This window comes from Alsobacter sp. R-9 (genome assembly GCF_054612375.1).
In genome coordinates, this window is the sequence record NZ_JBTSWJ010000003.1 from 257,661 (window position 1) to 271,143 (window position 13,483).

At 69.6% G+C, this 13,483-nt stretch carries 12 protein-coding genes and 1 other RNA gene; 6 read left to right on the top strand and 7 right to left on the bottom strand.

The features are described 5' to 3' along the window. Positions 1-6 precede the first annotated feature (6 nt). Together ACX9GQ_RS06710 and ACX9GQ_RS06715 are read right to left on the bottom strand one after the other, a co-directional pair. Positions 7-909, bottom strand: coding sequence for a 2-dehydro-3-deoxygalactonokinase (locus tag ACX9GQ_RS06710; protein ID WP_459628772.1), 903 nt, complete (start codon positions 907-909; stop codon positions 7-9). Positions 910-952: 43 nt separating this feature from the next. After that, the gene (locus ACX9GQ_RS06715; RefSeq protein WP_459628773.1) at positions 953-1,717 is read right to left on the bottom strand and encodes an SDR family NAD(P)-dependent oxidoreductase; all 765 of its coding nucleotides are present in this window, start codon (positions 1,715-1,717) and stop codon (positions 953-955) included. A 270-nt stretch (positions 1,718-1,987) separates the two neighbouring features. Between ACX9GQ_RS06715 and ACX9GQ_RS06720 the strand changes: the two genes are divergently transcribed. From ACX9GQ_RS06720 to ggt, 4 genes are all read left to right on the top strand, one after another. Beyond that, entirely contained in the window at positions 1,988-3,070 is a 1,083-nt protein-coding gene (locus ACX9GQ_RS06720) for a substrate-binding domain-containing protein (RefSeq protein ID WP_459628774.1), read from the top strand. A gap of 79 nt (positions 3,071-3,149) precedes the next feature. After that, complete coding sequence (locus ACX9GQ_RS06725) at positions 3,150-5,420, top strand: ABC transporter permease (RefSeq protein WP_459628775.1); 2,271 nt, start codon at positions 3,150-3,152, stop codon at positions 5,418-5,420. After that, a complete protein-coding gene (locus ACX9GQ_RS06730) occupies positions 5,417-6,193 on the top strand; it encodes an ATP-binding cassette domain-containing protein (RefSeq protein WP_459628776.1) in 777 nt (258 codons plus the stop codon). The genes ACX9GQ_RS06725 and ACX9GQ_RS06730 overlap by 4 nt, the downstream gene beginning before the upstream one ends. 105 nt (positions 6,194-6,298) lie before the next feature. Next, positions 6,299-8,071: a gamma-glutamyltransferase gene (gene ggt, locus ACX9GQ_RS06735; RefSeq protein WP_459628777.1), complete on the top strand. Its 1,773-nt coding sequence runs from the start codon at positions 6,299-6,301 to the stop codon at positions 8,069-8,071. A gap of 12 nt (positions 8,072-8,083) precedes the next feature. Here ggt and recR read toward each other — a convergent pair whose 3' ends face one another. The 4 genes from recR to ffs all read right to left on the bottom strand — a co-directional run bounded on the left by recR (position 8,084) and on the right by ffs (position 11,064). Continuing rightward, positions 8,084-8,686, bottom strand: coding sequence for a recombination mediator RecR (gene recR, locus ACX9GQ_RS06740; protein WP_459628778.1), 603 nt, complete (start codon positions 8,684-8,686; stop codon positions 8,084-8,086). Between the two features lie 16 nt (positions 8,687-8,702). Beyond that, a complete protein-coding gene (locus ACX9GQ_RS06745; RefSeq protein WP_459628779.1) occupies positions 8,703-9,023 on the bottom strand; it encodes a YbaB/EbfC family nucleoid-associated protein in 321 nt (106 codons plus the stop codon). Positions 9,024-9,044: 21 nt separating this feature from the next. Beyond that, a complete protein-coding gene (locus tag ACX9GQ_RS06750; RefSeq protein ID WP_459628780.1) occupies positions 9,045-10,892 on the bottom strand; it encodes a DNA polymerase III subunit gamma/tau in 1,848 nt (615 codons plus the stop codon). A 75-nt stretch (positions 10,893-10,967) separates the two neighbouring features. Continuing rightward, positions 10,968-11,064, bottom strand: an RNA gene (ffs, locus tag ACX9GQ_RS06755) — signal recognition particle sRNA small type. Between the two features lie 165 nt (positions 11,065-11,229). Between ffs and ACX9GQ_RS06760 the strand changes: the two genes are divergently transcribed. Together ACX9GQ_RS06760 and nudC are read left to right on the top strand one after the other, a co-directional pair. Continuing rightward, positions 11,230-11,670, top strand: coding sequence for an HIT family protein (locus ACX9GQ_RS06760; RefSeq protein WP_459628781.1), 441 nt, complete (start codon positions 11,230-11,232; stop codon positions 11,668-11,670). Further along, positions 11,667-12,608 carry an NAD(+) diphosphatase gene (nudC, locus tag ACX9GQ_RS06765; protein ID WP_459628782.1) on the top strand — a complete coding sequence of 314 codons (942 nt, stop codon included), beginning with the start codon at positions 11,667-11,669 and terminating at the stop codon, positions 12,606-12,608. The genes ACX9GQ_RS06760 and nudC overlap by 4 nt, the downstream gene beginning before the upstream one ends. A gap of 10 nt (positions 12,609-12,618) precedes the next feature. On the opposite strand, the gene ACX9GQ_RS06770 is transcribed toward nudC, so the two are convergent. Continuing rightward, on the bottom strand, positions 12,619-13,482 hold the full coding sequence (locus ACX9GQ_RS06770) for a prephenate dehydratase (RefSeq protein WP_459628783.1): 864 nt from the start codon (positions 13,480-13,482) through the stop codon (positions 12,619-12,621). Position 13,483: the final 1 nt, after the last annotated feature.

The window sequence follows — 13,483 nt, forward strand, 5'->3', positions numbered from 1 at the left end:
CGCTCCTCAGAACCCGTCGCCCGCCGCAGCAGAGATGGCGCGAAGGCCGGCGAGGAAGACGACGTCGGGCGCAGCAACGCGGTGGCGCCGTCCACGGTCCGTCAAGGCAGTCGAGTAGGCGCGGGCGTAGGCGCCTTCCGCCACGAGCACGATCTCCTCGTCCGGCGTTCCCATGGCCAGCGCATGGTCGATCTCGGTCCCGATGAGGAGCCCGGAGAGGAACGGCGAGACCTGCGCGCCCGGCATGTCTCCCAGCAGCACCGACGAGCGGGCTGCGAACAACTGGTGCGTCAGGCCGCCGGGGCGTCTTGCCGCAGCAAGCCCTTTTGCAAATCCAGCCTCGTCCGCCGGTTCCTCGGCCAGCCGCCCGAGGATCGTGTGGTCCTTGAACGTGGCAAACAATTCGCCCGTCATGAAGGTCGCGAAGGAGCGGATGGTGCCGCCGCGCAGCTGCGCCCACTTCCCGTGCGTCCCCGGCATCACGACCGTCCCGTCGGAAAGCCCGCATCCGGCGAGCTTCGTCTCCTCCCCGCGCAGGACGTCCGGCACGCCGGCGGCGTCGCGACAGGACAGGCCGGGCACGATCGCCGCGGTGCGACCGCCTCCGATGTCGACCCGGGCCAGAGACTTGGCGATCCCCGAGACGTCCGTGGGGCATGAGACGTAAGGCGCCTCGAACCAGCCGTTGCGGCTGCCGATCATGCCCGCCATGACGACCGGCAGCCGTGGATGAGCGTCCAGCCATGACCCGACGTTTCGACGCAGCGTCTCGGGAAAGCCGCCCGGCGGGACGGTCAGGATGCCGTCGTCTGCGCTCTCGGTGGCGACCACGGCGCCGTCCTCGCCGAGGAGCCATGCCCGCAGCCGCGAGGTGCCCCAGTCGATCGCGATCAGTGCCGGTTGTGCCAAACGGGGGTCCTCCCGGCCACGAAGTCTCGACCGCCGGACGCTATCAGACCCAGCCGCCGTCCACCACGTAGTGCTGGTTGGTGCAGGCGCCCGCCTCGTCGGAGGCGAGGAACACCGTGAACTTCGCGATGTCGGCCGGCACGAGCTTGCGCTTCAGGCACTGGCGGTTCATCAGCTCCCGCTCGCCCTCCGGCGTCAGCCAGAGGTCGATCTGCCGCTGGGTCATGATCCAGCCGGGCGCGATGGCGTTGCAGCGGATGTTGTAGGGGCCGAAGTCGCGGGCGAGCGAGCGGGTGAGCCCGATGACCGCCGACTTCGCCGCAGTGTAGGCGGCCATGCCGCCCTGGCCGGCCATCCAGGACGTCGACCCGAAGTTGATGATGGAACCGCTGCGTGCGGCCTTCATGTCCTCGATAACGGCCTGGGCGCAGAAGAACTGGTGCTTGAGGTTCACCGCGATCCGCTGGTCCCAGTAGGCCTCGGTCACGTCCTCCATCTTGTGGCGCTCGTCGTGCGCGGCGTTGTTGACGAGCACTCCCACGGGGCCGAGCTCCTTGCGAAGGCCCGCGATGGCCTCGCGCAGCGCACCGATGTCGGTGAGGTCGCAGTGTCGGAACGCAACCGGCGTCCCGGCCTTTTCCATCGCCGCGACCACGCCGTCTGAGGCAGGACGGTTGATGTCGAGGAAGCCAACCCTGGCCTTCTGCCGTGCGAAGTGCTGGACGATGGACTCGCCGATGCCGCTGCCGCCGCCGGTTACGATGACGACCTTGCCCTCGAGATCCGGATAGATCGCGCCCTGCGCCATGGCGTTTCCTCGTCGCTCTGCCGTGCCGTGGCCTCTCTCAGGCCGTTGCCTTGGTCATACACGCCCCGACGGTACCGCCGCAAGCGCGACCTCCACGCCACCGATGGGCGTACCTCAATGAAATTGGTCCTGTTGTCAGGAGCCTACGCACGACAGGTGGGCACAGGGAGTGGCGCCCATCATCCCAATTGATTTTGCTGCTGGACCCTTTAGCTTCGCCGCAGCGGCCGGCTCGATCCGGCGGCGACCCAACGTATCCGGGAGGAAGCCATGAAGAATGCCCTGCGTCTGGCGGCGCTCGCCGCCGGCATCTCGCTGTTCAGCCTGTCCGCCCACGCCCAGTCGGGCGTCCTCAACAAGGCCGTCGGAGGCTATTCGTTCGACGACGCCGCCAAGGAAGCCGCCGACACCAAGAACTTCAACAACAAGGACGGCAAGCTCACCTTCGCCATCGTCACGCACACGGCGGGCAACGGCTTCTTCGACCCGACCTATGTCGGCGCGCAGGTGGCGGCCAAGGCCTTCGGCATCAACCTGATCATGCTGGGCTCCGAGGCGCCGGTCGACGACATCCCGCGCCAGATCGCCATCCTCAACCAGATCATCCAGGACCCGACCATCGACGGCGTCATCATGACGACGCCCCAGTCGGGCGCCTACAACGACATGATCAAGAAGCTGACGGAGCGCGGCATTCCGGTCGCCACGACGAACTCGTTCGACGGCAACCTGCTCAACCGGTCCGGCATCTCCCACACCGGGCAGGACGCGTCGGCCGCCGCCATCGGCGGCGAGGCGCTGGTGCAGTGCCTCATCAAGAACAACGTCAAGGGCGGGACGATCATCTTCCCGAACACCACGACGCTCGGCAACGTCGAGGTGAACAACCGCATCACCGCCGCCTTCCAGGCCGCCGTGAAGGCGCTCAACGCTGCCGGCCGCCTGAAGGACTTCAAGGTCGACGCCGGCCCGCAGAACATCGGCATCGACGTCGACAAGGACAACATCGTCAACTCGGTCGTGACGCTGATCGAGAGCCGCAAGGACGTCGTCGGCGCCTTCGCCGCCAACGGCTTCGTCACTCCGGCGCTGGGCGACGCCATCAGCCAGCTCAAGAAGAACGGCCAGATCTGCGCCTTCGGCTTCGATCTCGGCCCGAAGCAGCAGGAGCAGATCCGCACGGGCGCGCTCTCGGGCTCACTCGGGCAGCAGCCCTTCCTGCAGGGCTTCTGGCCGGTCGCCCAGCTCTACCTGCAGATCGACCGCGGCATCTCCGCCGCCAACCTCGACACGCGCGCCCAGCTCGTGACGAAGGAGAGCGTCGACAAGATCGGCAAGCGCTTCGAGAACTGATCCTCATGCGGGCGGCCGGAGCCTTCCGGCCGCCCGTTTCCCTTCCGCGCCCGTCCGGCGGGACACCCAAGGGACCTGAATGACGAGCCTCGCCGCATCCCCCACGGCACCGACCCCGCCCAGGCGCCTGCCGCTCCAGATGGTCGGGGGCTGGGAGGTCGGGCTCCTCGTCTTCATGGTCCTGCTGTACCTCGTCGGGGTCTACATCAACCCCGGCTTCTTCGGCACGACGGACGCGTTCTCGGCCGTGCTCCGCGACACGGCCCGCTTCGGCGTCATGGCCGTCGGCATGACGTTCGTCATCGTCAACAAGGAGCTCGACCTCTCCGTCGGATCGATCCTCGGCCTCGTCGCCACCGTTTTCTCCATTGCCTACGCCCCGTCCCATCTCGACCTCGGCATCGGCTGGGCGGTCTTCGCCGCCGTCGTGACCGGGCTCGCCGTGGGGCTGATCAACGGGATCCTCGTCACGCGGCTGAAGGTGCCGGCCTTCATCGCCACGCTGACCATGCTGTTCATCGGCCGAGGTCTGGTGCTCGGCCTCACCGGCGGCAAGACCATTGCCTACGAGCGCAAGGCCGTTGCCGACCCGTGGTTCTTCTCCATCGGCGAGACGAACGCATTCGGCTTCAACAACCAGATCCTCATCTTCCTTGCGATGATGGTCTTCGGCGCCGTCCTGCTGGCCAAGACGCGGACGGGCTACGAGACCTACGCCGTCGGCGGCAACGAGCAGGCCTCCACTTACGCGGGCATCCCGGCGAAGTGGGTGCGCATGCGCGCTTACCTCTTCTCCGCGCTCACGGCGACGCTCGCCGGCCTGATGAACGTGGCGCAGGACAAGGGCATCACCTCCCAGTACGGGCAGGGAGCCGAGCTCATCGTCATCGCCGCCGTCATCGTCGGCGGCGCCTCCATCGCCGGTGGCCGGGGCCGTGTCATCGGCGCCTGCATGGGCGCGGCACTGGTCGTGCTCATCGACAAGGTGCTGCGCGAGGGCGTGCCGATCACACGCATCGTCGACGTCGCCGGCGTGAAGATGGAGGTGCAGGCCTACGCCCAGCTCCCGCCGGGCGCCGTGCCGGCCTTTCTCGGCCTCATCCTGTTGATCGCGGTGCTGCTGGAGCCGTGGGCCATCAAGGGTGGCGGCGCTGCCCGCATCTGGGCGCGCCTGCGCGGGCGGCCCGCACCGCCGGCGCCCGACCGGGGCGAAGCGGCCATTGTCGGCGCACAGACCAAGGGCGCCGCGACCGACGCCCGCGGCATGGGCGCCACCGGGTTGCGGGCCTTTCTCGCGCGACGCGACGCGGCGGCCATCATGCTCGCGGTCGTGCTGTGGAGCGTCGGTTTCGCGCTGCGGCCGGACTTCTGGGGCTCGCTCGACAACTCGTTCAGCCTGCTGCTCGCATTCACCGAGATCGCGCTGGTTTCGATCGGCCTCACCTACGTCATCGCCAACGGCGACGTCGACCTTTCCGTCGGCTCGGTGCTGGCCTTCTCGGGCGCCATCGCCGCCTTCCTGATGAAGGAGCTCGGCGCCGACCCGTTCGTCGCGGTGGTCGTCGCCCTCGTCGGCGGGACGCTGTGCGGCGTCGTCAACGGCGCGCTCACGGTGCGATTCGGTCTCCCGGCCTTCGTGGCGACGCTCGGCACCTTCTACATTGCGCGCGGGCTCGGCGCGTGGCTTGTCGCGGGGCGCCAGCTCTCCGGCTTCCCGGAGAGCTACAACCTCATGGGCCGCAACCTGTTCGAGGTGCTCGACTACGTCGGCGCCGCCCCCGGGCCGGGGCTCATGCTCGCCATCGCCAAGGCCGTCAGCGTCCAGACGCTGTTCATGGCGCTGCTGGCCCTCGTCGCCGGGATCGTGCTGGCCCGCACCGTCTGGGGGCAGATGATCTACGCGGTGGGCGGCAACGAGCGCGCCGCGCGCTACGCGGGTATCAACACCAGCGCCGTCCGGTTCTGGTCGCTGGTATTCTCGGCCTTCTGCGCGTCCATCGCGGGCGTCATCTACGTCGCCTACTTCCGGTCGTTCAACCCGTCGGCCGGCGCACTTCGTGAGCTCGACGGCATCGCCGCGGTCATCATCGGCGGCGGCTCGATCTTCGGAGGCTACGGCACGGTGCTCGGCGCGATGGCCGGCGCGGCGGCGATCACGCTGATCCGCTCGCTGCTGTCGCTGCAGATCATCCTGCCCGACGGCTCGAGCTTCGTGATGCCGCAGCACTGGATGAACGTCTTCATCGGGCTGATCCTCATCGGCGCCGTCATCGGCGACATCTGGATCCGCCAGGAACGAATCCTGTCGCGCCTGTTCGGGCGGCGGGGACGGGAAGGAGCGCACGCATGACCACGCCCATCGTCGAGATGCGCGGCATCCAGAAGCACTTCGGCGCCGTGCACGCGCTGCGCAACGTCAACTTCCACCTGATGCCGGGCGAGATCCTCGGCCTCGTCGGCGACAATTCCGCCGGCAAGTCGACCCTGATGAAGACGATGACCGGCGCCTACCAGCGCGACGGCGGCGACGTGTTCGTCGACGGCAGGCTCACGCATTTCAAGAGCCCGCAGGAGAGCCGCGACGTCGGGATCGAGATGATCTACCAGGACTTCGCGCTCTGCGGGAACATGGACATCGGCCAGAACATCTTCCTCGGCCGCTGGCCCCGCCGCTTCGGCATGTTCGTCGACCGCGCCCGCATGTACGAGGAGGCGCAGGCCGTCCTGAAGCGCCTCAAGGTCGACGTCAACTCGGTGTTCCAGAAGGTCGAGAGCCTGTCGGGCGGGCGCCAGCAGTCCGTTGCCATCGCCCGCGCCATCTCGTTCAACCCACGCGTGGTGATCTTCGACGAGCCTACCGCCAACCTCTCTGTCATGGCCACCGAGCGCCTGCTCGAGACGATGGCGGAACTGAAGCGGCAGGGCGTCGCGCAGATCATCATCTCGCATCGCCTCACCGACATCTTCGAGGTCGGGGACCGGGTCATGGTGCTGAAGCGCGGCGAGAACGTCGGCGACCGCTACATTCGCCACACCACCGAGCAGGAGGTGCTGGAGCTGATCGTCTCCGGGACGCCCGAGACGGCGCTGACCGCGGACGAGGCGGTGAAGCGGGCCGCGTGACGGCTGTCGGCGGGCCCTCGCGCCTTCACGCAGATTCGCTTCGGCAGGACCTGACACCGCGGCCGGATGTCGCGTAGGCTCGGCCAAGTCCTGGGAGGCTCTGCCATGATCGTCGCCGTTCGCCCGGCCCGCCTGCGGCTCGCCGCGGCCGCCTTTGCCGCAGCAACCCTCCTCGCCATGCCGGCCCACGCGCAGACAGCGGCTCCGGCCGCCCCTTCGCCGGAGGCCGCGACCGGCCGCTCCGTCAAGGTCCGCGGCGAGGCGACCCGCTACATGGTCGCCGCCGCCAACCCGCTGGCGGCCGAGGCCGGGCGCGAGATCCTGCGGGCCGGAGGCAGCGCCGTCGACGCCGCCATCGCCGTCCAGCTGGTGCTCAATCTGGTCGAGCCGCAGAGCTCCGGCCTCGGCGGCGGCGCCTTCATGGTGCACTGGGATCAGGCCGGGCGTTCCGTCTCGACGCTCGACGGCCGCGAGGTGGCGCCCAGGGCAGCCAAGCCCGAACGGTTCCTGGGCGCCGACGGCAAGCCGATGAAGTTCTACGACGCCGTCGTCGGGGGCCTCTCCGTCGGCGTCCCGGGGACGCCGCGGCTTCTCGAGGAGGCGCATCGGCGGTGGGGCAAGCTGCACTGGGAGAAGCTGTTCGAGCCCGCCATCCGGCTGGCCGAGCAGGGTTTCCCCGTCTCGCCGCGGCTCAACGGCCTGCTCGGCAAGGAGAAGTTCCTCGCCAACGACCCGCGCGCCCGCGCCCTCTACTACAATGCGGACGGCACTCCTCTCGCGGTCGGCACGGTCCTGCGCAACCCCGCCTTTGCGGCCACGCTGCGCCTGATCGCGGCCAAGGGCATGGACGCCTACTACCAGGGCGACATCGCCGCCGACATCGTCGAGACCGTCCGCTCGCACGCGACCAACCCGGGCGACATGACGCTGGAGGATCTCGCATCATATTCCGTCGTCGAGCGCACGCCCGTGTGCGGCGCCTATCGGGCCTTCACGCTGTGCGGCATGGGGCCTCCCAGTTCCGGCGCCGTCGCCGTGCAGCAGATCATGGGAATCCTGCAGAGCCAGCCCGCCATCAAGCTGAAGCCCGGCCCCGATGCCGCGCACTGGCTGACGGAGGCGGGCCGCCTCGCCTTCGCCGACCGCGCGCTCTACCTCGGCGACCCGGCCTTCGTGCCGGTGCCGGTGGCGGGCCTCGTCGACAGCGGCTACGTCGCGGGCCGTGCCGCGCTGGTGAACCCCGAGCGCTCGATGGGACGCGCCAGGGCCGGCGAGCCCCCGCAGAAGCGCACCTTCCTCTACGCGCCTGCAGACGGGATCGAGAACGGCACGTCGCATATCGCCATCATCGACAACGACATGAACGCCGTCTCCATGACGACGACCATCGAGGACGGCTTCGGCGCGCGGCTGATGACGAAATCCGGCTTCCTGCTGAACAACGAGCTCACCGACTTCAACTTCGCGCCGACCGAGGACGGCAAGCCGGTCGCCAACCGGGTGGAGCCCGGCAAGCGGCCGCGCAGCTCCATGGCACCGACCGTAGTGCTGGACGCCTTCGGGCGGCTCTACGCGGTGGTCGGGTCGCCCGGCGGCAGCCAGATCATCGGCTTCGTGACCAAGACCCTCGTCGGCCTCCTCGACTGGAAGCTCGATCCGCAACAGGCGGTCGACCTGCCCAACGTGCTCAGCCGCAACGGGCCGACCGAACTCGAGGCCGGCACCGAGGCGCAGGGATGGAAGGCGGCGCTCGAGGCCCGCGGGCACGAGGTCCGCATGGTCGAGATGACGTCCGGCATCCAGGCCATCGTCGTCACGCCGGAGGGGTTCATCGGCGGTGCGGACTCCCGCCGCGAGGGCGTCGCCATCGGCGACTGAGCCGCGCGGGCGTCAGATTGCCGTGCGCTGCCGAAGGGCCGCGGAGAGCGTGCCCTCGTCGAGATAGTCGAGCTCCCCGCCCACGGGCACCCCATGGGCGAGGCGCGTCACCTTGACCCCCAGCGGCGCGAGGAGATCGGTGACGTAGTGGGCGGTCGTCTGGCCGTCGACTGTGGCGTTGAGCGCGAGGATGACCTCCGTCACGCCGCCCTCCGCCACGCGGGCGACGAGCCGGTCGATGGAGAGATCCTTGGGCCCGACGCCGTCGAGGGCCGAAAGCGTGCCGCCGAGCACGTGGTAGCGCGCGCGGATCGCCTGCGCCCGCTCCAGCGCCCACAGGTCCGACACGTCCTCCACGACGACGATGATCGAGGCGTCGCGCCGCGGGTCGGCGCACAGCGTGCACGGGTCGCTGGTGTCGACGTTGCCGCAACTGGAGCAGACGACGATCCGCTCCGTCGCCACCCGCATCGCCTCAGAGAGCGGGCCGAGCAGCTGCTCGCGCTTCTTGATGAGGTGCAGCGCGGCGCGGCGTGCCGAGCGGGGCCCGAGGCCCGGGAGCCGGGCCAGAAGCTGGATCAGCCGTTCAATCTCGGGACCGGCGACGGACGCCATGGAGCTGGTACCGACCTCAGAACAGTTTCAGGCCGGGCGGGATCGGCAGGCCTGCCGTCAGCGACGACATGCGCTCCTGCGCCGTGCGATCCGCCTTCGTCCGGGCGTCGTTCATGGCGGCCACGAGCAGGTCCTCGAGGATGTCCTTCTCCTCGGGCTTCATCAGGCTGTCGTCGATGGTGACGGACTTCACCGCACCCTTGGCGGAGGTGACGACCTTCACCATGCCGCCGCCGGCGGCGCCCTCGACCTCGATCTCGTCGAGCTCGGCCTGGAGCGAGGCCATCTTGGCCTGCATCTCCTGGACCTTCTTCATCATGCCCATGATGTCTTTCACGCGGAGGCTCCTGCGCTGCGGTCAGGGAAGGGGTTCGAAGCCGTCGAACTCGTCGTCGCCGTAGCCGGCGGGATACTCGTCGGGCGGCGGCGGATCGTCGTCGTCCGACGCAGGTCGCGAGGCTGGGGCGGGCGCCGTCGTGTCCCGGACGTCGACGATCTCGGCGCCGGGAAAACGCTCCAGCACGGCGCGGACGAGCGGATCGGAGCGGATGCCGGCGAGCCGGTCGCGGGCCTGCGCCTCGGCCTGCTCGCGCAGCGTCGGCTGGCCCGCGTCCGACGACAACGCCACGATCCAGCGGCGGCCGGTCCACTCCGCCAGCCTCTTGGACAACTCCGACGCGAGCTGTGGCGACGCGCCGTCGGCGGCGGCGAACTCCAGCCGCCCGTCCTCGAAGCGCACCAGCCGCACGTCGCGCTCCAGCGCGAGCTTCATGGCGATGTCGCGCTGCTCGCCAGCGAGCGCGACGAGATCCTCGAAGCGGGCGAGACGCATGGCAGGGGCCGCCGGGGCGGCGGCTGGCTGCGGCGCAGCCGAGGCAGCCACCTGCGGCTCGCAGCGCGTGGCCACGTGCAGGCCGCCGGCCACTGCGCGGGCCGATGGCCCGGGGCCGGGGGCCGGCGGGGGAGCAGCGGCACCCGCCGATGCGTTGAACTGCCCGGACTGCAACTGCCGAATGAGATCGTCCGGCGTCGGCAGGTCGGCGGCGTGCGCCAGGCGGATGAGCACCATCTCCGCCGCGGCGAGCGGCTTCGGCGAGCCCTGAACCTCGGAAATGCCCTTGGTCAGCATCTGCCAGCAGCGCGACAGCACGCGGATCGACAGGCCGCTGAACTCCTGCCCGCGCCGACGCTCCGTCTCGGTGAGCGCCGGATCGTCCGCCGCAGCGGGGACCAGCTTCAGGCGCGTCACGAGGTGGGTGAACTCGGCGAGGTCGGTGAGCACCACCGCCGGGTCGGCGCCGATGTCGTACTGGTCGCGCAGCTCCGCCATCGCCCGCGCCACGTCCCCGCGGATCACGGCATCGAAGAGGTCGATCACGCGCCCGCGGTCGGCGAGGCCGAGCATCGTGCGGACCGTCTCCGCGTCGATCCGGCCGGCCCCGTGCGCGATGGCCTGGTCGAGCAGCGACAGCGAATCGCGGGCCGAGCCTTCCGCCGCCCGCGCGATCATCGCCAGCGCCTCCGGCTCGATACTCACGCCCTCGCGCTCACAGATCCGGCCGAGATGCGCCACCAGGAGCGGGGCGTCGATGCGGCGCAGGTCGAAGCGCTGGCACCGGGACAGGATCGTCACCGGCACCTTGCGGATCTCCGTCGTGGCGAAGATGAACTTGGCGTGGGGCGGCGGCTCCTCGAGCGTCTTCAGGAAGGCGTTGAACGCCTTCTCCGAGAGCATGTGGACCTCGTCGATGATGTAGACCTTGTAACGCGCCGAGGCCGGAGCGTAGCGCACGCCGTCGGTGATCTGCTTCACGTCCTCGATGCCGGTGTGGGACGCGGCATCCATCTCGAGCACGTCGACGTGCCGCGATTCCATGATCGCGCGGCAGTGCACTCCCTCAACGGGCATGTCGACGGTCGGTCCGCCGGAGCCGTCGGGGAGGAGGTAGTTCAACCCACGGGCCAGGATGCGGGCCGTGGTCGTCTTTCCCACGCCGCGGACGCCTGTGAGGATCCACGCCTGCGGGATGCGGCCCGACGAGAACGCGTTGCGCAGCGTCCGCACCATCGCGTCCTGCCCGACGAGGTCATCGAAGGTTTGCGGCCGGTACTTGCGCGCCAGCACCCGGTAGCCCGCCGCGCCGGCAGGCTGCGCGCCCGCGCCGGTGGCGGGCTGAGACGGGAAGAGGGCGGCTTCGTCGGTCATCGAGCCCGAATCGCGAGTGATGTGCGTCGACCCGGGCCGCGGCCATGCTCCGGCGCGGTTGCCGGGCGGTCGCACGGTGGGAGGCTGGACAGAGACCCGCCCGATCTCGTTAGGGCTGCTTCCTTCCGGACCTGACCCGGTTGGCGAGTGGAACGTCCACCGCCAACCTCCCGGACCCTATATCGTCGATGCACCGGCCGATGACAAGCGGCGTCAGTGCGGCGGGGGGCTGGATCGATCCCGGCGTCATGGTCGGCCGCCGCGTTTCGCCGGTCGCCTGTCTGGGTTGCCGGTTTCTCCCTCGCCATCCGCCGGGCGCTGCACTAGCCTCGCGCCCATGACAGGACAGCCCGCCTCCTTCTCCCTTCACCCGCAACTCGCCCGCGAGAGCGTTCTCGTCGGCGACCTGGCCCTCTCGCGCGTCATGCTGATGAACAACCGCCGCTTTCCGTGGCTGATGCTCATCCCCCGCCGCTCGGGGCTCCGGGAGATCATCGACCTGCCGGAAACCGAGCAGATCGTGCTGCTGCGCGAGATCACGGCGGCCTGCAACCTGTTGCGGGAGATGTTCCGCCCGGACAAGCTCAACGTCGCGGCCATCGGCAACATGGTGCCGCAACTCCACGTCCACCTCGTCGCCCGCTACGAAAGCGACGAGGCCTGGCCCAAGCCCGTATTCGGCTTCGCCCCGCCGATCCCTTACGAGCCGGCGGAACTCGACTCGCTGAAGGCGCGAATCGCCGTCGGCCTCGGCAACATCGCGGAGGTCCGGCCGTGAGCGCCGCCGTGGAACGGTCGGCCAGCCTCGGCTACGCGGTCAACAGCCTCGACCGGCTCGCCGAGCACCGCGACGACGCCGCTCGCATGGACGCCTATCGCACATCACCGGCGGCAAGGACGCTGGTGATCGCGGGCGAGGTCCCCGTCCTGCGGCAGCATGACAACGTGCTCGATCCCTTGTGGACGCTCGCCGAGGCTGCCGACCTGGGCCAGGGCCGGGAAAGCGTCTTCCTCGGGCTCGACGGTGAGACGCCCGTCTTTGCTTCCGTCCTCGACGCCCCCGCGGCGGATTCCGACCAGGGACGCGCCGACATCGCGCGGATCGACCTGCGCACGCTGGCCGTGCAGGGCCTCCTGCCGCCCGAGACGCTCGGCCGGCTCGCGCAGGCCAAGAGCCTGCTGTTCTGGCACCAGCGCCACCGGTTCTGCTCCGTCTGCGGCCAGCCGTCCGCTGTGGCGGCCCAGGGCTGGCGGCGGGAATGCACGGGCTGCGGCGCGCAGCATTTCCCGCGCACGGACCCGGTTGCGATCATGCTCGCTGTCCGCGGCGACCGCTGCGTTCTGGGCCGGCAGGCCCGCTTCGTCACGGGGAGCTATTCCTGCCTCGCCGGCTTCATCGAGCCAGGAGAGACGCTGGAAAACGCGGTGCGGCGCGAACTGTTCGAGGAAGCAGGGGTGGCGACGGGGCGCGTCCGCTACCTGGCGTCGCAGCCTTGGCCCTTCCCGGCGTCGCTGATGATCGGCTGCCTTGCAGAGGCGACGGCGGACGACCTGACCGTCGACCACAACGAGCTCGAGGACGCGCGCTGGTTCTCGCGCGACGAGGTGCGCCTCATGATCGAGCGGCGCCACCCCGGCGGCCTCATCTGCCCGCCGCCCATCGCCATCGCCAATGGCCTGATGCGCGCGTGGGCGTTCGACGGCGAAGAGCCCTGACGCGCGGGCGCTACTCTGCCGCCTTCTGGCTCTCCACCCGGTAGGGATGCGCCGGATAGACGCCGAGGACGCGCACTTCCTTGGAGAAGAAGGCGAGTTCCTCCAGCGCCAGTCGCAGGCTCCGGTCTTCCGGGTGGCCGTCGACGTCGGCGAGGAACTGCGTGGCCGAGAACTCGCCGTCGACCATGTAGCTCTCGAGCTTGGTCATGTTCACGCCGTTGGTGGCGAAGCCGCCCAGCGCCTTGTAGAGCGCCGCCGGCACGTTGCGGACGCGGAACAGGAATGTCGTCACCGTCGGGCTGCCGTCATTCGGTGCCCAGGCCGGGGTCTTCGACAGCACGACGAAGCGGGTCGTGTTGTGCGCCTCGTCCTCCACGTCCGTCGCGAGGGTCTGCAGGCCGTAGATCTCGGCGGCGAGGCTTGTCGCGAGCGACGCCCGGGTCGGGTCGTTCCACTCCGCCACCTCGCGGGCCGAGCCCGCGGTGTCGCCCGTGATGATCGGCTTCAACCCCAGCTTGCGGATGATCTTGCGGCACTGCCCCAGCGCGTGGACGTGGCTGTAGACCGACTTGATCGTCGCCAGCGAGGCGCCCTTGAGCGCGAGCAGCTGGAAATGGATCGGGAGGAAGTACTCGCCGATGATGTGGAGGCCGGAGGCCGGCAGGAAATGGTGGATGTCCGCCACGCGTCCGGCGATCGAGTTCTCGATCGGGATCATCCCGAGGCCGGCGACGCCGTCCTTGATGGCCGCGAACGCGTCCTCGAAGGTCGCGCAGGGCAGGGGTTCCCAGTCGGGATACACGTCGCGGCAGGCGATGTGGGAATTGGCTCCGGGCTCGCCCTGGTAGGCGATCACCTTCGGTCTGTCGGGCATG

Excerpts from the sequence above, each read along its gene's own strand:
- ACX9GQ_RS06715 (WP_459628773.1), bottom strand. The coding sequence starts at position 1,717 with ATGGCGCAGGGCGCGATCTATCCGGATCTCGAGGGCAAGGTCGTCATC.
- ACX9GQ_RS06720 (WP_459628774.1), top strand. The coding sequence starts at position 1,988 with ATGAAGAATGCCCTGCGTCTGGCGGCGCTCGCCGCCGGCATCTCGCTG.
- ACX9GQ_RS06725 (WP_459628775.1), top strand. The coding sequence starts at position 3,150 with ATGACGAGCCTCGCCGCATCCCCCACGGCACCGACCCCGCCCAGGCGC.
- ACX9GQ_RS06730 (WP_459628776.1), top strand. The coding sequence starts at position 5,417 with ATGACCACGCCCATCGTCGAGATGCGCGGCATCCAGAAGCACTTCGGC.
- ggt (WP_459628777.1), top strand. The coding sequence starts at position 6,299 with ATGATCGTCGCCGTTCGCCCGGCCCGCCTGCGGCTCGCCGCGGCCGCC.
- recR (WP_459628778.1), bottom strand. The coding sequence starts at position 8,686 with ATGGCGTCCGTCGCCGGTCCCGAGATTGAACGGCTGATCCAGCTTCTG.
- ACX9GQ_RS06750 (WP_459628780.1), bottom strand. The coding sequence starts at position 10,892 with ATGACCGACGAAGCCGCCCTCTTCCCGTCTCAGCCCGCCACCGGCGCG.
- ACX9GQ_RS06760 (WP_459628781.1), top strand. The coding sequence starts at position 11,230 with ATGACAGGACAGCCCGCCTCCTTCTCCCTTCACCCGCAACTCGCCCGC.
- ACX9GQ_RS06770 (WP_459628783.1), bottom strand. The coding sequence starts at position 13,482 with ATGCCCGACAGACCGAAGGTGATCGCCTACCAGGGCGAGCCCGGAGCC.